Genomic DNA, 17,777 nt, shown 5'->3' on the forward strand with positions numbered 1-17,777 from the left:
CTATGCCTCATAGCAATCGTTCTGGTGATTTTCGTCGTTTTCAAGCCCCGCTATGGTTCCATTCCCGCCGAGCGGAGGCGCCCGAGCACAGAACCAGACAAATCAACTATGTCTAGGATGTCGCAGTCGGCGGTCACAGCGGTGGACAGTGTGATTGGTGATTCCGGAGGTCCTTACAACCGGGAAGTTCTTTTCAACGCAGGTGTAAAGATGGCGCCAGCCGACTTTACCGTAGGGGTTGCCGTTGCTTCGATCCTCGTGGCTGCCTTTGCAGCCCTCCTGACGCATCCCATCATCGGCGTCCTCGTCGGCGCCGCGACTCCTTTCCTGGCAAAAGTGGCCCTGAATATCCTCAGGGACAGACGTCGAGGCAAGTTTGAAGAACAGTTGACCGATACAATTCAGATGCTCGTTGGTGGGCTGCGTGTGGGGCATAGCGTCCTACGCTCCGTTGAGGCGGCAGCTCAGGAAGCTGATGCCCCAACTTCCGAGGAATTCCTGCGCATTGTGAACGAGACCAGGATCGGTAAGGACGCACGTCAGGCCTTCGAAGATGTCGCCGATCGAATGGACAGCGAAGATTTCCGCTGGATCGGGCAGGCGATCCAGATCAACCGTGAAGTAGGCGGCGATCTCGCCGAGGTGCTCGACCAGGTGGCCGGAACCATTCGTGAACGCAGCGAGATTAAAGGCCAAATTCGATCCCTTAGTGCAGAAGGAAAGATGTCAGCCTACGTGCTGATGGCAATGCCTGTCGGTGTGGCTTTCATCCTCGCCATTATCAATCCTGGTTACCTCAACGTATTCGTGCAGCATCCAATAGGCCTCGTGATGCTCGTGGGCGCGCTTCTGATGTTCGCCGTCGGCGGCTTCTGGATGAGCCGCGTCATCAAGATTAAGTTCTAGGGGGAACAGCAAATGTCACCGATAGCTTGGTTGTTCATATCACTCGTCGTAGTGCCTTTGTCCTATCTTGCCTGGGCGTTCGTGACAGCCGACAGGAAAGGTATGTTGGCCATTCAAAGTAACCTGTCACAGGGTTTCGCCCAGGAAGGGAGCATGGGCGCACAGCGTCCTACAGTTCTGTTAGATCTCTCCAAAAGAATGACCCCCGCTGGCTATGAGGCCAAACTCGACCGCTGGCTGTCCTTGGCCGGGCGACCCGCTTCGATGTCACTGGACAGGCTAGTCATTGCAAAGCCTTCCCTGGCTCTCGCTGGTGCCGTTCTGGGCCTGCTCCTTTACTCCAACTCTCCCACCCCACAAATCGTTGCGCTGGGGCTCTTCCTCACAGCCCTTTTGTACTTCCTTCCTGACCTGCTGGTCTATAACAAAGGCGTAAAGCGACAAAAGGATATCGAGCAGGAGCTGCCGAATACGTTGGACCAAATGCTCATCTCCGTCGAGGCCGGCCTTGGTTTCGAATCCGCTATGGCGAGGGCGGGCGGCTACGGCGGTGGAGCGCTGGCCCAGGAACTCATGCGGACCTTGCAGGACATCCAGGTGGGACGGCCGCGCCAGGAGGCCTACCAAGCGATGGCGGACCGTTCTTCCGTACAGGACCTCCGGAGCTTTGTAAGGGCAGTTGTCCAGGCTGACAAATACGGAATTGGAATAGCCAGAGTTCTTCGGACACAGGCCAAGCAGGCGAGAGTCAAACGCCGGCAGCGGGCTGAAGAGAAGGCCATGAAGTTACCGGTCAAGGTACTTTTCCCGCTCCTCCTCTGCATTTTCCCGGTCCTGTTTATCGTGCTCTTGGGACCGGCAGCCATCAAGATCATCGAAGCCTTCACGTAAAGCACCAAAGACGCGCCACCTGGCGCCCCAAAGACCGGACCCCCTCGGCACCCAGAACCGAGGGGGTCCGTTTGTGTGCCCGCAGCCCTTGTTTCCGAGGTTCGGCACAGTATCCGGAGAGTAAAAGCACAGGAAAGGCGCAGGGGAGGAAGCCTTTGCGCAGGATGCTGCAAGTTCCAGCCTTAACCCCTTTTTCACTTGCTAACTTCGTTTTAGAGCTGGTGCAGGACCAGCCACCCCAACTCGCTCAGGAGTTTCAAATGCTTTCACTCATCGCTACTCTTCAGACCCTCGGCTTCGCTCTCAAGGACCGTCTCCAGGGAGAAAAAGGCGCCACCGCTGTTGAATACGGCATCATGGTCGGCCTTATCGCGGTTGTCATCATCGTCGCTGTCAGCACCTTGGGCGGCAAGCTGAACGGCTTCTTCGGCTCGATTAACACAGCGCTCTAGCCTGCCGATACCTACATCGGACGCCGGGACCTAGAACCTGCGTAGATAGCCACGTTCAAAAGTCGTGCGGTGCAGGCCCATACCTGCACCGCACACCAGTTTCAGGCCCTTAAAGCTCTTCCAGGCCAATGCAAGATACGAAAGGGAACCACCTGATGCGCGAACGATCAGAACACGGCGCAGTCGCCGTTGAGTTCGCGATCTTGCTCCCCCTGCTTCTCATGCTGGTTCTGGGAACCATCGAATTCGGCCGGGCCTACAACGCCCAGATCACACTGACCAATGCCGCCCGGGAGGGGGTGCGGGTCATGGCTATTGCCAAGGACCAGGCCGGCGCCAGGACCGCTGCCAAGAATGCGGCAGCTGCCGTCAGCTCCGGCATCCCCGATTCTGACATCACCCTCAGCACCACCATCTGCAGCACGGGCGACCAGGTGACCCTCACCATAAAATACAACCTCTCAACCATCACCGGTATCGCTGGCCCCTTTGCAATGACAGGAAAAGGAGTCATGCTGTGCGGCGGCTGACAGCGACGCGAGATGCACCCAAAGAAAGCGGCAGCGTCACCGTTATCGTGGCGCTGCTGATGGTGGCCCTGCTCGGTTTTGTTGCCATCGCCATCGACGTCGGCAAGATCTATTCCGAACGTTCCGAGCTGCAAAACGGGGCGGACGCAGCAGCTGTTGCCACAGCCCAAAAGTGCGCCCGCGATGCCAGCGATGCATTATGTTCAACGACGTCCACCCTCGCGGCCAGCCTCGCCAACCAAAATGCCCTCGATGGCTCCAGTAACGTCTTTTCCGTTCAACTGGATAAGACAGCTCGAACGGTAGCGGTCACGACGTCGGCCAAGGAGGCCGGCAGCCCCGACAATTCTGTTTCCCTCTTCTTTGCAGACATCCTGGGTATCCCCACCAAAGAAGTGGGTGCCCTGGCCTCCGCAACGTGGGGCAGTCCGCTCGCCGGACGCACGGCATTCCCCCTCGCCTTCTCCATCTGCCAGGTGAAAGACAACATTGGCGGCGCTCTCCAGCTCCTCCAGGAACACGGCAAGAATGCCAACTTGGACTGCAACTACGGCCCATCAGGCGCCGCAGTTCAGGGCGGCTTTGGCTGGCTCACCCAGGACCCCGGCGTCTGCGGGGGCACCATTGACCTCAGCGTCGGCGAAGGCGGAAGCGACCCAGGCAACGACGCCCCCGGCAACTGCTCTACGGAACTTAACCGCTGGGCCAGCGAAATCGCTGCCGGCCGGGAAGCCGTTGTACTGCTGCCCGTCTTCAACAAGGTCACGGGCACAGGCTCTGGAGCCGTGTACAGCATGGTGTATTTTGCCGCGTTCAAGGTCACGGGCTGGAAGTTCAGCGGAAGCAGTGGCCTCCCCTACGAGTACCGCAGCGAGGCGTCGGCCGCCACAGGAGTTACTGCTGCTACAGAATGCACTGGCAACTGCCGGGGAGTCATCGGCAGCTTCGTCAAATACGTGTCCCTCGCGGACGGCTACACGCTGGGACCGGTGGACACGTCCGGTACCACCATCGTCCGTATGACCCCCTAACCCATCGCCCTCAACTAGGAGTTGAAAGTGAAGTCTCGCCTGCTGGCAGGAACGGCTGCGATTGCGTTGGCGATTGTTGGAGCTCTCCTCATCATCTTTTACGCCCAAGGAGCAGACCAGCGTGCCATGGCGAACATGGAGCCCGTGGATGTCCTGGTGGTCAAGACCGCGATCCCCGCAGGAACCACCGTTGACGCCATGGCAGCAGCCCTGGTCACCGAGAAGGTCCCGGCGTCGGGCGTGGCCGACACCGCACTCAGCACCCTGGCCAACTCGGGCGGCACCGTCAGCGCTGTTGATCTTGTCCCCGGCGAACAGCTCCTGGCTGAACGCCTGGTGGCACCGGACGCCGTCAAGGCCACGGGCGCTGTGAAAGTGCCGGCGGGCCTGCAGGAAGTCTCCTTCGAGCTGGAGCCCAAGCGCGTAGTCGGCGGACGCATAGCTGTCGGGGAGCATGTCGGAATCTTCATTTCCCTGGAGGCCGGAGGATTCAAAGGGAAACCGGAAGATGCAACAACCCAACTCACCCTGCATAAGGTCCTCGTCACCGCCGTACAACGGGCGCCGCGTGCAGCCACAGCGGAACAGCCGGCCGAGGGGCAGCCTGCCCCGGAGGACACCACCCTTCCGGAGGGTTCGCTGATGCTCACTGTCGCAGTCAACGACGTCGACGCCGGCAAGATCGTTTTCGCCTCAGAATTTGGACGGCTCTGGCTCACCAAGGAACCCCTCGACGCGCAGGACAACGGCCCCCGGGTTGAGCGGAAGGAAGTGGTCTACAAATGAGCCGCTTCGTCCTTCTGTCCCCCAACGTAGAGTTCGATCATCGACTGCGCGCAGCCGTGGCAAACGGGCTCAGGGGCACAGTCCAGACCATCGCTTCGGACATCCTTCCCGCCGGACCGCAGCAGCTGTTCGCGCTCCTTAACCAGGAGCAGCCGGAGGTACTCATCATCGGACCGGATGTTCCTATTGAAGAGGCGCTGCGCTTTGCCAAAGTCTTTGATGTCCAGCTCCCCGGACTCAGCTTGGTACTGGTCAGCGACGCCGACCCCTCCGCCCTGCTGCTGGCCATGCGGGCCGGGATCAGGGACATCCTCAGCCCCAGCGCCGATGCCGCAGAAATCCGGGTGCTGCTGGAACACGCCTGCCAGTCCTTTGCCACTCGTCACCGCAGCCACGAATCAGCCCCGGCCGAAAACGGCGGCAAGGGCCTGGTGATCGGCGTCTTTTCCCCCAAAGGAGGTGTCGGCAAGACCACCCTGGCTACCAACATCGCCATCGGCCTGGGCCAGATCGCGCCCATGAGCGTGGTCATCGTGGATCTCGACCTGCAGTTTGGCGACGTCGCATCCGGACTCTACCTCAATCCCGAGCACACTGTCACCGACGCCGTTTCCTCAGCCGCCAACCAGGATTCCCTTGTCCTTAAGGCGTTCCTCACGGTGCACCCGGCCGGAATCTATGCCCTGTGCGCACCGCCAACTCCGGTGGAAGCGGACCACATCACTCCCGATCAGGTCACCCGCCTGCTTGAACAGCTGTCCAAGGAATTCCAGTACGTCGTGGTGGATACCGCACCCGGTCTGCCCGAAATAGGCCTCGCTGCCATGGAGCAGTGCACCGACGTCGTGTGGGTCAGCGCCATGGACATACCAAGCCTGCGGGGCCTGCGGTCAGGCCTGGAAGTACTCCGCCAGCTTGAGATCATGCCCGAATCACGGCACGTGGTGCTGAATATGGCGGACGCCAAGGCCGGCCTCAACGTCCAGGACGTGGAGTCCACCATAGGAGCACCTGTAGACGTCAGCATTCCACGTTCCAAGGCGGTGGCCCTTTCCACCAACCGCGGAATACCGGTCCTCCAGGAGTCGAAAAGGGATCCGGCTGTGAAAAGCCTCAAACAGCTTGTTGAACGCTTCAACCCCGTCTGGCGCACACAAGCGCAGCGCAAAGTTCACCGAAGGGTGGTCATCTGATGAAACTCTCCGAGCGGATTACAGCCGTCCAGGACAGGCACCAAGCCGCAGGGCATTCAGTGGCGGTTTTGGATCAGCCGCGACCGGTGGCTCATCATGCTCCCGTCCGGGAGGAAACCACCGGGCCGCAACAGCCCACCGCACGGGCACCCAAACTACCGTCGCCTGACGTTCCCGCCCCGGCACCCGCGAAAGCGCAGCCGGTGGACGTCTTTGCGGCGATGAAACTGCGCGCAGCCACAGCACTCTTTGAAAGGATGGGCACCCGCTTCAACGACGCATCGGTAACTGAGCAGGAACTCCGCGCCACCGCCAAAGAAGAGCTCACCCGGATCATCGACGCCGAACAGGTTCCGCTTTCGTCCGAGGAACGGACCCGCCTGGTCCGCGACGTCGCTGATGATGTGCTGGGCTACGGCCCCCTCCAGCGGCTGCTGGACGATCCAGCCGTCACCGAAATCATGGTCAACCGGATGGACCAGATCTACGTCGAACGCAAAGGAAAGCTGACACTCACCGAATCACGCTTCAGTTCTGAAGAACACCTGCGGAAGGTCATTGAACGGATCGTCTCCAAGGTGGGACGCCGGATCGACGAGTCTTCGCCCCTGGTGGACGCCCGCCTGGAAGACGGTTCCCGCGTCAATGCGGTCATCCCTCCCCTTGCCGTGGGGGGTTCATCCCTGACAATCAGGAAATTCAGCAAGGTCCCGCTCACTGTCCGCAACCTGATCGACTATGGAACCCTGACACCCGAGATGGCCGAACTGCTTGATGCGTGTGTGAAAGCCAAGCTCAACATCATCGTGTCCGGCGGCACAGGCACCGGCAAAACCACGCTCCTCAACGTCCTTTCCTCCTTCCTTCCGGGAGACGAAAGGATCGTAACCATTGAAGATGCCGTGGAACTGCAGATTCAGCAGCAGCACGTTGTCCGCCTGGAAAGCCGGCCACCCAATACCGAGGGCAAGGGCGAAGTGACTATCCGTGAACTGCTCCGGAACTCGCTGCGCATGCGGCCGGACCGGATCGTTGTGGGTGAGGTCCGTGGCGGCGAATCCCTGGACATGCTGCAGGCAATGAACACCGGCCATGATGGTTCGCTGTCAACGGTGCACTCCAACTCACCGCGCGACGCGGTGGCGCGTCTGGAAACCTTGGTCCTGATGGCCGGCATGGACCTGCCCCTGCGGGCAATCCGCGAGCAGATTGCCTCCGCCGTAAATCTCATCGTCCAAATCTCCCGCCTGCGTGATGGCTCCCGCCGGATCACCCATGTCACTGAGGTGCAGGGCATGGAAGGTGACATTGTCACCCTCCAGGATGCCTTCGTCTTTGATTACTCAGCCGGAGTGGATGCGCATGGCCGTTTCCTCGGCAAGCCTGTGGCCACCGGGATCCGGCCGAGGTTTATTGACAGGTTCGAGGACCTCGGCATACACGTTTCGCCGGCGGTCTTCGCCGGTACACTGACTCCGATAACGAAATGACGGATCGGCAATGATGCTTACCGTTGGGGCAGCCATCCTCCTGGTTGCAGTCAGTCTCCTGGGCATCGCGATCGCCGTGCCCAGCGCTCCCGAAGTTCCGTTGGACCGCCGGCGGCCTTTTGAAGCCAATCCGCCCACCTCCCTGACCCGCCTGGCGGCCTCGGCAGTGCGCGCCTTTGAGCGCCTCCTTGCCGGCCAGAACATCAGTTGGTTCTCCCGCAGTGAACTGGAAAATGCAGGCCTGCGCCTGAGCCAGGCAGAGTTCTTCATCCTGGTCGCAGTAGGATCCTGCGTGGGGATCCTGATTGGGCTGGTAGCCCTCGGCCCCCTCGTTGGCCTGCTCCTCGCCCTTCTGGCGCCGTTTGTTGGACGGATAGTGGTGGGCTATCTGGCCGGGAAGCGCCGTTCGAAGTTCGATAGCCAGCTGGGCGACACGCTGCAGCTCCTGTCCGGCGGCTTGCGGGCCGGCCACAGTATCCTTCGGGCCATCGACGCCGCTGCCACCGAGTCCCAAAAACCCACCTCAGAGGAAATGCGGCGGGTGATCACTGAAACAAGCCTGGGTCGGGACCTACTGGCAGCCCTTAACGACACAGCGCTCCGGATGAAAAACGAGGACTTCGTCTGGATATCCCAGGCCATCCAGATCAACCGCGAGGTGGGCGGAAACCTTGCCGACGTCCTTGACCAGGTCAATGAAACCATCAGGGAACGCAGCGAGATCAAAGGCCACATCAAGGGCCTGGCGGCTGAAGGCAAGTTCTCCGCCTATATCCTCATCGCCATGCCATTTGGCATCGTGGGCATGTTGCTGACGGTCAATCCCGGATACATGAACTCGATGTTCACCCATCCCCTGGGCTGGGCCATGATCGGGGCATCATTCGTCCTGATGACCATCGGCGCATTGTGGATGCGCAAGATCATCGACCTGAAGTTCTGAGGACCCATGAGCCCCCTAATTCTCCTTGCCGTCCTGTTGGTTTGTGTCCCCCTGGCTGGGCTTACCTGGTCCGTCCTGACGACTGACAAGCAGGGCCGGACCGCCGCCGTCGAAATCCTTGGCCGGGGCGTAGTCATGGCAGACAATGTGGCGCCAGTACGGCGCAGCGCCCTGGAAACCCTCGGCCGCCGCCTGACACCGGCGGGATACGTGGCTTTCCTCGACCGCCTGCTTGCCTTGGCAGGCCGGCCGGCCACCATGCCGCTCGGACGGACACTGGGATCAAAGCTGGCCCTGGGCCTGGCCGGAATAAGTCTCGGAGTTTATCTCACCTCCGTTGGAACCACTCCTGTGATGAAATTGGCCGGGCTTTTCCTTGTCTTTCTTGGCTATTTCATCCCGGATTTGTTGCTTTACAGCAAGGGCAAGGAACGCCAAAAGATCATCCAGTTGGAATTGGCTAACACGTTGGACCAAATGCTTATCTCCGTGGAGGCAGGCCTGGGGTTCGAGGGGGCCATGGCACGTGCCGGCGCAAACGGGAAAGGCCCGCTCGCTGAGGAACTGGTCCGCACCCTGCAGGACATGCAGGTAGGGCGCAGCCGGCGCGAGTCCTATCTGGCGCTGGCGGAACGGACCAACCTTGCCGAACTGAAGAGTTTTGTCCAGGCGGTGGTCCAAGCCGATACGTACGGCATCGCTATCAGCCGGGTGCTCCGGGTGCAGGCGAAAGTGATGCGGGTAAAGCGACGCCAGCGGGCCGAAGAAAAAGCAATGAAGCTTCCCGTGATGATTTTGTTTCCTCTTTTGTTCTTCATATTTCCCGTGCTCTTTATAGCAATTCTTGGTCCCGCCGTTGTTAACACTGTTGTCACGTTCAGTGGCCAGTGAAAACAGAAGTACCCCACAATAGTCCCTCAAGCTTTCCACAGGATCAGCCGAAGTCACACGTTTTGAAACAATCAGGAAGTAGCCTTGAACCATGCACATTCCAGATCCCACTTCCGGCGACAGAGGCGTCTCAGCCGACGCCCTGCCGGCAGGGTCTGGAGCTGGCGTGGGTTCACGGCAGCCATATGAAGGAGAAGAGCTCTTGCCCCTGGTTGATTCCGCTGTCCTCGAAGACCTGGAAGAACAGCTCAACGGCTCAGAATTGGCAGTCCGCTTCGCACGGGACTACACCGCTATGTGGGACCAGCGGTACAGCCGCCTGGCAGCCGCAGTGCTCAGCGAGGACCGCGCTTCTGCCCTCGACGCGGCCATCAGCCTGAAGATAACGTCGGCCATGGTGGGCGGCCTTCGGCTCGCACGGCTGGCCGAACTCCTGGAAAAAGTGATCCGCCAGGGCGACTTTGGCCAGGGCCAAGCGCTCATGGAACAAGTCGCCGAGGACGGCGGCCAGACAGTCTCAGAGCTCCAGGCCAACTACATTCTGAAGAACTGATAAGGGCCCCCCCGCCGGCTCCTGTTCAGTTAACGGGGCGCTTCGGAGCCAGCCGGTACCCCACACCCCGTACCGTCTGCAGCCAACGGGGCGATTGCGGATCCTCCTGGAGCTTCCGCCGGAGGTTACCGATGTGAACCTCCACGGCCCGCTCATCCGCCTCACTGATGTAGGTGTCGTCTGAATAGAACTCACCCCTGACAGCACGGACAAGGTCGGACCGGGTGCAGACGGCCCCGCCAGTGCGCAGCAATTCATGCAGGAGGTCAAACTCGCTCCGGGTGAGTGCCAACTGTTCGCCGCGGAGTACCACCGAACGGGTTCTGTAGTCGAGCGCGAGGCCGTTGTGGTGCAGCACTCCCTTGGCTTCGGCGGCGTCCTGCACTCCCGCCGTTCCCGGCACCCCCAGTGAAGCCACACTCAAGGAGGCTCCCGCGTGGGCCTGAAGGGGGCTGTTCCCGTTGACCTCGTGCCGCGGCCTTCGCATCATGGCGGCCAGCCGTGCGCGGAGTTCCCGCGGCCTGAATGGCTTGGCGATGTAGTCATCTGCTCCGGCGTTGAGGGCTGAGAGCAGATCCGGTTCTTCGGTTCTGCCGGTCAGCATCACCACGTAGGCATCGCTGAAATAGCGGATCCGCCGGAGCACCTCGAACCCGTCAATGTCGGGGAGGCCGATGTCCAACGTCACCACGCTGGCCTGCTTGTGCCGCACCACTTCAACACCTTCGCGTCCGTCAGCGGCCGTGTGGACCTCAAACCCTGCCTGAGTCAGCACTCCCTCAAGGAGGTTTCGGATATCCACATCATCTTCGATTACTACTGCTACTCCGAGATCATCCATTGCTACCCCATGCCAAGCGGAATGCCCCCCATCGGCCCAGCGCCAATGCCATTTCCGCTTCAACTATCTCTACGCTACAAGCAAGGGTGACGGATGACACGTGTTTTCTGTTTTCATCTGTCGAAGTCAATTATCATGACATCAGACGTACATTCGATCCAAGGGAGGGTGGAGCACTGTGCGCTTCGCGTTTGTGCTTGTAAATTCGCCTTCCACACGATGTTTGATGGGGGAAAGGCTACGGCCAACTCATGACTGAGAAGCTTGTTCAGCGTGGAATAAGCCGCTATTTCAAGGGTTTGGGGCCACGGACCCAGGTCGCTTTGTGCCAGCTTCCACTAACCCTGATCGTCCTGGCAATAGGGATCGCGACTCCCTTTGCCTGGCCAAGCCTTCTGAACAGCCCAGTTTACATTTTGGGTATGGTGCTGCATGGCATCCTGTTTGCTGCTTGCTTCCTCATCCCCTGGGAACGGTTTAACAGGAACGCGTACCTGGTGATACCCGTCCTGGACCTCCTTGCCATAGGACTCTCACGCAATGGTGCCGGGTCGATGGTGCCTGGGCTCGTGATCCTCATAATTTTTCCCATCATCTGGCTCTCCGCCTCCGGAATGCTGGCACGCACCAGCATCGTTCTGAGTATTTTGGGACCATTTTTTATCCTGCTGCCCAACGTGGCCGGAAAAATTCCAAACCTGACAGCTTCGGATCTCACGTCCCTTGTCCTCTTTCCCCTGATGATGCTGGCCGTGTCGCTGGCCATACGCTTTGCCAGCGTCAATATGAGGATGCAGCAGCGCCAGCTCCAGGAGAAGGACAAGGAGCTCCGGGACTTACTTGCCGAGAGCAGGGAGCGCGAAAGGCTGCTCAAAACAATTCTGGACGCTACCGACGTCGGAATTGTTGCGGTTAATTCAGACGGTGAGCACCTGCTGACGAACAACCAGCAGCGGGTGTTCGAGCAGAATGCCAGCATTTCCGACGTCCACTCCTCGGACGAAAAAGATCAGCTGATCTTTGCGCAGGACAAGCTGACTCCCTTGCCGGCCGAAAAGCGGCCTATTCACCGAGCCATCCAAGGTGAGTCTTTTGCTGATTACCTTGTTTGGATTGGCAAGGGGTCAAAACAGCGCGCTGTTTCGACAGCGGCAAGGTCAATGGTGAGTGACGGCGGTGAATTCACCGGTGCGGTGGTTGTCTACAACGATGTCACCGGACTCGTCGAGGCTTTGGCCGCAAATGAGGAACTTGTCTCTAATGTCTCCCACGAATTCAGGACACCCCTGAATTCCATCCTCGGGAATATCGATCTGGTTCTCGAGGATGAGGAGGGAACGTCCAAGCTGTCCGCCCAGCGCCTTGAAGTTGTCCAGCGCAACTCAGAGAGGCTGCTGGCCCTGGTATCGGACCTGACGCTGTCAGCTTCGTCTGCGCTTAGGGTTCATCCGAAACGGACAGACCTCGCGAGCCTGGTGGCCACGAGCATCGGCTCCGCCATGGCGCAGGCTGATCAGTCAAACGTCGCGTTCGTTGCAGACGTTCCCTCACCGCTCTGGGCCTACGCGGATCCCCTGAGGATCGGACAGGCCCTGGACAACCTGGTGTCGAATGCGATCAAGTACTCTCCCGGCGGCGGCGTGGTGAGCATCAGCGCCAAGGGCGCCGGCGGGTGGGTACGACTCTCAGTTAAGGACACCGGCATGGGTATGACGCCTGAGGACTCCGAGCGGGTATTCAAGCGGTTCTTCCGCACGGACTCCGCCCGGCAGGCCTCCATTGCCGGAGCCGGGCTCGGACTGTCCATCACCAAAACAATCATTGAACGCCACGGCGGCGACATTTCCTGTGAAAGCCGTCCCGGCGAAGGCACCACCTTCACGCTCACGCTGCCGGCGGACGGGCCCCCGCCGTCGTTCTAGCGAACAGCAGCCTCACGGCAGGCAGCCGCATGCAGCGGCACCATGCTCAAGTACTGCGCACAGCGCGGGTGAGCTCGGCCCTGGCGAGCATCTCATCGTCCGAGGGGTAGGCCACTTCCTCAAGTACCAGCGGATGGGGCGCGGCCAGGATGGACTTCGCGTCACGCTTCCGGGCCAGCAGCCTCTCGTAGAGCCATCCCGGTTCCTCCAAGCCCTCACCGACGTAGAGGGCAGAACCGACAAGGGCACGGACCATGTTGTGGCAGAAGGCGTCCGCCTGGACGGTAGCCACAATGACGCCGTCCTCGCCACGGTGGAACTCGAAGCGCTGCAGTTCACGGATGGTAGTGGCTCCCTCCCGTGGCTTGCAGTACGACAGGAAGTTCTGCAGTCCCAGCAGCCTGGATGCGCCCTGGTTCAGCAGCGACACGTCCAGCGGGTTCTTGTGCCACAGAGTGAAATAACGCTCCAGCGGATCCCACAGCGCCGGTCCGTCTGCGATGCGGTAACTGTAGCGCCGCCACAGCGCGGAAAACCTCGCGTCAAAGCCGTCCGGCGCCACTGACACCCGGTGGACCTCGATGGCCCCGGTCAGATCGCCCAGGCCCCGGCTGAGGGCGCCGCGCAGGCGCCGCAAGAGCGCGACGGCGGGATCCAGTTCCACTCCCCTGTTGAGTCCCAGCCACTCGGCTTCTGTAAGGTCGAGGTGGACCACCTGGCCGCGGGCATGCACGCCGGCGTCGGTACGGCCGGCCACAGTGACACGGACCGGCCGGCGCACCAGCAACGCCAGTGCCTCCTCCAGGACCCCCTGGACGGTGCGCATGCCGGGCTGGACTGCCCACCCGCTGAAAGGGCCGCCGTCGTACGACAGATCAAGGCGGATACGCAAAAACCCGCCGCCCCCTGTAACGGGGGCCGCGGGTTTTTGGTCGTTCATAGACACAAGTCTATGCGAAGGAATCAGCGAATTACTTCGCGTCCTTTTCCTCAGCACCAGGCTCTTCAGGAGCTTCCTCAGCGGCCGGAGCCTCTTCGGTTGCAGCTTCTTCGGCAGCAGCCTCGGGAGCTTCGGTCTCAACAACCTCAGCCTCGGGAGCTTCTTCTGTTTCATCTGCTACAGCAGGGGCAGCAGCAGCGGCTTCCTTCTTGTCTGCATCGCGCTTGGCAGCAGAGGTAGCCTCGGCTACAACGGCCTGCTTCGCGGAAACCGGCTCAAGAACCAGTTCGATGACAGCCATGGGAGCGTTGTCGCCCTTGCGGTTGCCGATCTTGGTGATACGGGTGTAGCCGCCATCGCGGTTCTCCACTGCCGAGGCAATGTCGGTGAACAGCTCGTGGACGACGCCCTTGTTGCTGATCAGGCCGAGCACGCGACGGCGGGAAGCCAGGTCGCCGCGCTTGGCGAACGTGACAAGACGCTCGGCGTACGGCTTGAGCCGCTTGGCCTTGGTCACCGTGGTGGTGATCCGCTTGTGCTCGAACAGTGCTGCTGCCAGGTTCGCGAGCATAAGACGCTCGTGAGCCGGGCCGCCTCCGAGGCGCGGACCCTTAGTGGGGGTAGGCATAATTGTTTCTCCTCATATGGAAGCCGGTGGTGGGCACACCATGGTGCCCGCCGGCCAAGATCTGTTTTAGAGTTCGTCGTCGCCGAAAGCGGCGTCGTCCTCTTCAATTGCTGCGGCGCGTGCTGCGAGGTCAAAACCGGGAGGCGAGTCCTTGAGGGACAGGCCCAGTTCAACCAGCTTTGCCTTGACCTCGTCAATGGACTTCGCACCGAAGTTACGGATGTCCATCAGGTCAGCCTCGGAGCGGGCTACGAGTTCACCCACGGTGTGGATGCCCTCACGCTTGAGGCAGTTGTAGGAACGGACGGTAAGGTCCAGATCCTCGATCGGCAAGGCCATGTCTGCTGCCAGGGCAGCATCCGTCGGCGACGGGCCAATCTCGATACCTTCAGCTGCGGTGTTCAGCTCGCGGGCCAGACCGAAGAGTTCCACCAGGGTGGTACCTGCGGAAGCGACAGCATCGCGCGGGGCGATGGCCTGCTTGGTCTCGACGTCGACAATCAGCTTGTCGAAGTCGGTGCGCTGCTCAACACGGGTTGCTTCCACGCGGAAAGTAACCTTCAGCACCGGCGAGTAGATCGAGTCGACCGGGATGCGGCCGATCTCGGAATCGCCGGACTTGTTCTGAGCTGCCGAAACGTAGCCGCGGCCGCGCTCGATGGTCAGTTCGAGTTCGAACTTGCCCTTCGAGTTCAGCGTGGCAATGTGCAGATCCGGGTTGTGGAATTCGACGCCGGCCGGCGGAGCGATGTCCGCGGCCGTGACGACTCCCGGGCCCTGCTTGCGCAGGTAGGCAACAACCGGCTCGTCGTGCTCGGAGGAGACCGACAGGCTCTTGATGTTCAGGATGATCTCGGTGACATCTTCCTTGACACCCGGAACCGTGGTGAACTCGTGCAGCACGCCATCGATCCGGATGCTGGTTACAGCGGCACCGGGGATGGAGGAGAGCAGGGTACGGCGGAGGGAGTTTCCGAGGGTGTAGCCGAAGCCCGGTTCGAGCGGCTCAATGATGAAACGCGAACGGTTTTCGGAGACTACCTCTTCGGAGAGGGTGGGGCGCTGTGCAATGAGCACTTAGGTTTTCCTTTCGGCGAGCATCCGCTATATGACGCAACACAGGTGGTGGAAATTCGGTCTGAAGACTTAACGCGGCTGGGCTTGCCCGGACCATCAACGGTCCGGGCAAGCTCCTGCTGCGGGAAAGGCCTTAGACGCGGCGGCGCTTCGGCGGACGGCAGCCGTTGTGCGCTGCGGGGGTGACGTCCTGGATGGAGCCAACCTCCAGGCCAGCGGCCTGCAGCGAGCGGATTGCGGTTTCGCGTCCGGATCCCGGTCCCTTGACGAAAACGTCAACCTTGCGCATGCCGTGCTCCTGCGCACGCTTTGCAGCGGCTTCGGCAGCCATCTGGGCAGCGAACGGGGTGGACTTGCGTGAGCCCTTGAAGCCAACCTCACCTGAGGAAGCCCAAGAGATAACAGCGCCGTTCGGGTCCGTAATGGACACGATGGTGTTGTTAAAAGTGCTCTTGATGTGCGCCTGGCCAAGCGCGATATTCTTCTTGTCCTTCTTACGCGGCTTGCGAACCGCGCCACGAGTCTTCGGGGGCATTTTTTCTCCTACAGAAAGTTATCGGGGGAAGCTCCGTTAATCCCGGCGGGGATTTTAACGGGCCTTCTTCTTGCCGGCGACGGTACGCTTCGGGCCCTTGCGGGTACGTGCGTTGGTCTTCGTACGCTGTCCGCGTACGGGCAGGCCCTTGCGGTGGCGCAGGCCTTCGTAGCTGCCGATTTCAACCTTGCGGCGGATATCTGCTGCTACTTCGCGGCGAAGGTCACCCTCAACCTTGTAGTTGCCTTCAATGTAGTCACGCAGCTCAACCAGCTGGGAATCAGTCAGGTCCTTGACGCGGACGTCAGCGCTGATGCCAGTGGCAGCCAGGGTTTCGTGTGCACGGGTCTTGCCCACGCCGTAGATGTAAGTAAGCGCAATTTCCAGCCGCTTTTCGCGGGGAATGTCTACGCCAGCGAGACGAGCCATAGTGGCAGTACTCCTTGAATAAACCGGAGGTCGTAGGCAGTACACCCGCACGTTCTGTGCGGCCCCAGCCTCCGACCGGGGGTTAGCTGTCCGGACTCTTTCGAGCTCAATGTTCCAGATCAGCTTGTGCTGCCTTTATTTACTTGCGTGGGTTAGCAACCCAGGATTTCCTTCAGGGAAGGAAATTTAGCCCTGGCGCTGCTTGTGGCGCGGGTTCTCGCAGATCACCATGACCCGGCCATTACGGCGGATCACTTTGCACTTTTCGCAGATCTGCTTGACGCTCGGCTTGACCTTCATGGCATTCCTTTGCGTGTGGCAGTTGGTCAACTGGAGCAGCCTCAGCTCATGCCGCGGCTGCCCAGAATTTACTTGTAGCGGTAGACGATACGACCCCGAGTGAGGTCATATGGGCTCAGTTCCACCACTACCCGGTCCTCAGGGAGAATCCTGATGTAGTGCTGGCGCATCTTGCCTGAGATGTGTGCCAGAACGATGTGCTTGTTGGTGAGCTCAACGCGAAACATCGCGTTAGGCAGCGCCTCAGTCACAACGCCCTCGATCTCAATGACCCCGTCCTTCTTGGCCATACCCTCCGCTAACTGTTGTTGCCGCAGCCCACCGGATTGCACCGGAGAGGACCACGGACGTTTTTGTTGGATCGGTTATCACCTCAGGCCCCAAACAGGGCACAGCAGGGCAGACAACCAACAGACAACACTACCCCTTATCCGGGTAAATGTTAAATCCAGCCATGTTAGCGCAATGTGCTCCCGTACGCATCATATTCACCGGCAGGAGTGCTCACCGCTGCCGCGCTGGAGACCCCATCCAGGATGGCCAGGCGTACGACGTCGGCTGCCGCGCTCTGCAGGGTAATCAGACTTATCTGCCGGGCAGCTTCCGTGCCGCGGTCCAGCGGCAGGTCCCCGGTGGCAAGGCAGAAAACGGTATCTCCGTCCGCCAGGGTGTGGCTTGGGTCCAGGGCCCTTGCGATCCCGGCCTGGGCAGCCGAAGCCGTCCGTTTGCACTCGGTCTTGTCCAGGACGGCGTTTGTGGCCACAACAACCAGGGTTGTGTTGAGCCCCGGCGGTTCCGGCGTTGCGGCGGCTGCTGGAGCTGCCGGAGACAATCCAACCGGCAGGCCCAGTGCGTTCACCACAGCCAGCGCACCCAGGACAACCCCGTTCTCGAGGGTGACCGAGGCCGTGCCTACTCCCCCTTTATAGGTCCGGGCCATCAAGGCTCCGAGGCCGGCTCCCACATTGCCGCGTTCGACGTCGTGCCCGTCCTTTTCCGCCGCGGCGGCAACGGCGGCGGCGTAGCCCATTTCCGCCGTCGGACGCGCTGAGAAGTCACCACCGCGGCCGAGGTCAAAGATGGCGGCAGCGGGAACAATCGGTACGACGCCGCCGGGGACCGGGAAGCCCCGGCCGTTCTCTTCGCACCACTGCTGGACTCCGTGGGCCGTCACCAGTCCGTAGGCGCTGCCGCCGGTCAGGACCACCGCATCTACGGCAGACGTCAGCGTGGTGGGGTCCAGTGCGTCCGTCTCGTGGGTTGCGGGGCCTCCCCCGCCCACGTCCACTGAACCCGTGGTTCCCGGCGGCGGCAGGATCACTGTCACGCCACTCAACCAGCCGTCGTCGGACTTCTGATGGTGGCCCACGCGGATCCCGGGCACGTCAGTAATGGCTCCCATAGGCTCCATTGTGCCGTGCCACCCCAACTGAGTAGCG

General features: G+C 60.8%; 21 protein-coding genes. 12 read left to right on the forward strand and 9 right to left on the reverse strand.

The features are described 5' to 3' along the window. The first annotated feature begins 117 nt into the window (after positions 1-117). The 11 genes from F8G81_RS16985 (at position 118) to F8G81_RS17035 (ending at position 9,666) form a co-directional block, all read left to right on the forward strand. Complete coding sequence (locus F8G81_RS16985) at positions 118-906, forward strand: type II secretion system F family protein (protein ID WP_267275844.1); 789 nt, start codon at positions 118-120, stop codon at positions 904-906. 198 nt (positions 907-1,104) lie between these two features. Next, positions 1,105-1,797, forward strand: coding sequence for a type II secretion system F family protein (locus F8G81_RS16990; RefSeq protein ID WP_323809199.1), 693 nt, complete (start codon positions 1,105-1,107; stop codon positions 1,795-1,797). Positions 1,798-2,057: 260 nt separating this feature from the next. Next, positions 2,058-2,249: a Flp family type IVb pilin gene (locus F8G81_RS16995; protein WP_267275846.1), complete on the forward strand. Its 192-nt coding sequence runs from the start codon at positions 2,058-2,060 to the stop codon at positions 2,247-2,249. A 155-nt stretch (positions 2,250-2,404) separates the two neighbouring features. Continuing rightward, positions 2,405-2,779 (forward strand): TadE/TadG family type IV pilus assembly protein, encoded by a 375-nt coding sequence (locus F8G81_RS17000; protein WP_267275847.1) that lies wholly within the window; start codon positions 2,405-2,407, stop codon positions 2,777-2,779. Beyond that, complete coding sequence (locus F8G81_RS17005) at positions 2,767-3,810, forward strand: pilus assembly protein TadG-related protein (protein ID WP_267275848.1); 1,044 nt, start codon at positions 2,767-2,769, stop codon at positions 3,808-3,810. The genes F8G81_RS17000 and F8G81_RS17005 overlap by 13 nt, the downstream gene beginning before the upstream one ends. Before the next feature lie 27 nt (positions 3,811-3,837). Continuing rightward, complete coding sequence (gene cpaB / locus F8G81_RS17010; RefSeq protein WP_267275849.1) at positions 3,838-4,596, forward strand: Flp pilus assembly protein CpaB; 759 nt, start codon at positions 3,838-3,840, stop codon at positions 4,594-4,596. Then, on the forward strand, positions 4,593-5,789 hold the full coding sequence (locus F8G81_RS17015) for an AAA family ATPase (protein WP_267275850.1): 1,197 nt from the start codon (positions 4,593-4,595) through the stop codon (positions 5,787-5,789). Before cpaB ends, F8G81_RS17015 begins: the two co-directional genes overlap by 4 nt. After that, positions 5,789-7,279, forward strand: a complete 1,491-nt coding sequence (locus tag F8G81_RS17020) for a CpaF family protein (protein ID WP_267275851.1) — start codon at positions 5,789-5,791, stop codon at positions 7,277-7,279. The genes F8G81_RS17015 and F8G81_RS17020 overlap by 1 nt, the downstream gene beginning before the upstream one ends. Positions 7,280-7,289: 10 nt before the next feature. Continuing rightward, positions 7,290-8,222 carry a type II secretion system F family protein gene (locus F8G81_RS17025; RefSeq protein WP_267275852.1) on the forward strand — a complete coding sequence of 311 codons (933 nt, stop codon included), beginning with the start codon at positions 7,290-7,292 and terminating at the stop codon, positions 8,220-8,222. A 6-nt stretch (positions 8,223-8,228) separates the two neighbouring features. Then, positions 8,229-9,113, forward strand: coding sequence for a type II secretion system F family protein (locus F8G81_RS17030; RefSeq protein WP_267275853.1), 885 nt, complete (start codon positions 8,229-8,231; stop codon positions 9,111-9,113). Positions 9,114-9,204: 91 nt separating this feature from the next. Continuing rightward, a complete protein-coding gene (locus tag F8G81_RS17035) occupies positions 9,205-9,666 on the forward strand; it encodes an Hpt domain-containing protein (RefSeq protein ID WP_267275854.1) in 462 nt (153 codons plus the stop codon). A gap of 25 nt (positions 9,667-9,691) precedes the next feature. Here F8G81_RS17035 and F8G81_RS17040 read toward each other — a convergent pair whose 3' ends face one another. Then, the gene (locus F8G81_RS17040; RefSeq protein WP_267275855.1) at positions 9,692-10,507 is read right to left on the reverse strand and encodes a response regulator transcription factor; all 816 of its coding nucleotides are present in this window, start codon (positions 10,505-10,507) and stop codon (positions 9,692-9,694) included. Between the two features lie 251 nt (positions 10,508-10,758). On the opposite strand from F8G81_RS17040, the gene F8G81_RS17045 reads away from it, so the two are divergent. Further along, positions 10,759-12,429 (forward strand): sensor histidine kinase, encoded by a 1,671-nt coding sequence (locus F8G81_RS17045; RefSeq protein WP_267275856.1) that lies wholly within the window; start codon positions 10,759-10,761, stop codon positions 12,427-12,429. A gap of 46 nt (positions 12,430-12,475) precedes the next feature. On the opposite strand, the gene F8G81_RS17050 is transcribed toward F8G81_RS17045, so the two are convergent. From F8G81_RS17050 to F8G81_RS17085, 8 genes are all read right to left on the reverse strand, one after another. Then, the gene (locus tag F8G81_RS17050; RefSeq protein WP_267275857.1) at positions 12,476-13,369 is read right to left on the reverse strand and encodes a tRNA pseudouridine synthase A; all 894 of its coding nucleotides are present in this window, start codon (positions 13,367-13,369) and stop codon (positions 12,476-12,478) included. A 31-nt stretch (positions 13,370-13,400) separates the two neighbouring features. Next, positions 13,401-13,997, reverse strand: a complete 597-nt coding sequence (gene rplQ / locus F8G81_RS17055) for a 50S ribosomal protein L17 (RefSeq protein ID WP_267275858.1) — start codon at positions 13,995-13,997, stop codon at positions 13,401-13,403. 66 nt (positions 13,998-14,063) lie between these two features. Continuing rightward, a complete protein-coding gene (locus F8G81_RS17060) occupies positions 14,064-15,074 on the reverse strand; it encodes a DNA-directed RNA polymerase subunit alpha (RefSeq protein ID WP_131131310.1) in 1,011 nt (336 codons plus the stop codon). 133 nt (positions 15,075-15,207) lie between these two features. Then, a complete protein-coding gene (rpsK, locus tag F8G81_RS17065) occupies positions 15,208-15,609 on the reverse strand; it encodes a 30S ribosomal protein S11 (RefSeq protein WP_018769149.1) in 402 nt (133 codons plus the stop codon). 54 nt (positions 15,610-15,663) lie between these two features. Next, a complete protein-coding gene (rpsM, locus tag F8G81_RS17070; RefSeq protein WP_267275859.1) occupies positions 15,664-16,038 on the reverse strand; it encodes a 30S ribosomal protein S13 in 375 nt (124 codons plus the stop codon). 186 nt (positions 16,039-16,224) lie between these two features. Continuing rightward, entirely contained in the window at positions 16,225-16,338 is a 114-nt protein-coding gene (gene rpmJ / locus F8G81_RS17075) for a 50S ribosomal protein L36 (protein WP_009358722.1), read from the reverse strand. 68 nt (positions 16,339-16,406) lie between these two features. Beyond that, a complete protein-coding gene (gene infA, locus F8G81_RS17080; protein WP_009358723.1) occupies positions 16,407-16,628 on the reverse strand; it encodes a translation initiation factor IF-1 in 222 nt (73 codons plus the stop codon). A 167-nt stretch (positions 16,629-16,795) separates the two neighbouring features. Further along, complete coding sequence (locus F8G81_RS17085; protein ID WP_267275860.1) at positions 16,796-17,740, reverse strand: P1 family peptidase; 945 nt, start codon at positions 17,738-17,740, stop codon at positions 16,796-16,798. Positions 17,741-17,777: the final 37 nt, after the last annotated feature.

This window comes from Arthrobacter sp. CDRTa11 (assembly GCF_026427775.1).
Classification (GTDB): Bacteria; Actinomycetota; Actinomycetes; order Actinomycetales; family Micrococcaceae; genus Arthrobacter.

Bases quoted from the DNA above. Each gene is read 5' to 3' on its own strand.
- F8G81_RS16985 (WP_267275844.1), top strand. From the start codon at position 118: ATGTCGCAGTCGGCGGTCACAGCGGTGGACAGTGTGATTGGTGATTCC.
- F8G81_RS16990 (WP_323809199.1), top strand. From the start codon at position 1,105: ATGACCCCCGCTGGCTATGAGGCCAAACTCGACCGCTGGCTGTCCTTG.
- F8G81_RS16995 (WP_267275846.1), top strand. From the start codon at position 2,058: ATGCTTTCACTCATCGCTACTCTTCAGACCCTCGGCTTCGCTCTCAAG.
- F8G81_RS17000 (WP_267275847.1), top strand. From the start codon at position 2,405: ATGCGCGAACGATCAGAACACGGCGCAGTCGCCGTTGAGTTCGCGATC.
- F8G81_RS17015 (WP_267275850.1), top strand. From the start codon at position 4,593: ATGAGCCGCTTCGTCCTTCTGTCCCCCAACGTAGAGTTCGATCATCGA.
- F8G81_RS17020 (WP_267275851.1), top strand. From the start codon at position 5,789: ATGAAACTCTCCGAGCGGATTACAGCCGTCCAGGACAGGCACCAAGCC.
- F8G81_RS17025 (WP_267275852.1), top strand. From the start codon at position 7,290: ATGATGCTTACCGTTGGGGCAGCCATCCTCCTGGTTGCAGTCAGTCTC.
- F8G81_RS17030 (WP_267275853.1), top strand. From the start codon at position 8,229: ATGAGCCCCCTAATTCTCCTTGCCGTCCTGTTGGTTTGTGTCCCCCTG.
- F8G81_RS17035 (WP_267275854.1), top strand. From the start codon at position 9,205: ATGCACATTCCAGATCCCACTTCCGGCGACAGAGGCGTCTCAGCCGAC.
- F8G81_RS17040 (WP_267275855.1), bottom strand. From the start codon at position 10,507: ATGGATGATCTCGGAGTAGCAGTAGTAATCGAAGATGATGTGGATATC.
- F8G81_RS17045 (WP_267275856.1), top strand. From the start codon at position 10,759: ATGACTGAGAAGCTTGTTCAGCGTGGAATAAGCCGCTATTTCAAGGGT.
- F8G81_RS17050 (WP_267275857.1), bottom strand. From the start codon at position 13,369: ATGAACGACCAAAAACCCGCGGCCCCCGTTACAGGGGGCGGCGGGTTT.
- rplQ (WP_267275858.1), bottom strand. From the start codon at position 13,997: ATGCCTACCCCCACTAAGGGTCCGCGCCTCGGAGGCGGCCCGGCTCAC.
- rpsK (WP_018769149.1), bottom strand. From the start codon at position 15,609: ATGCCCCCGAAGACTCGTGGCGCGGTTCGCAAGCCGCGTAAGAAGGAC.
- rpsM (WP_267275859.1), bottom strand. From the start codon at position 16,038: ATGGCTCGTCTCGCTGGCGTAGACATTCCCCGCGAAAAGCGGCTGGAA.
- rpmJ (WP_009358722.1), bottom strand. From the start codon at position 16,338: ATGAAGGTCAAGCCGAGCGTCAAGCAGATCTGCGAAAAGTGCAAAGTG.
- infA (WP_009358723.1), bottom strand. From the start codon at position 16,628: ATGGCCAAGAAGGACGGGGTCATTGAGATCGAGGGCGTTGTGACTGAG.
- F8G81_RS17085 (WP_267275860.1), bottom strand. From the start codon at position 17,740: ATGGGAGCCATTACTGACGTGCCCGGGATCCGCGTGGGCCACCATCAG.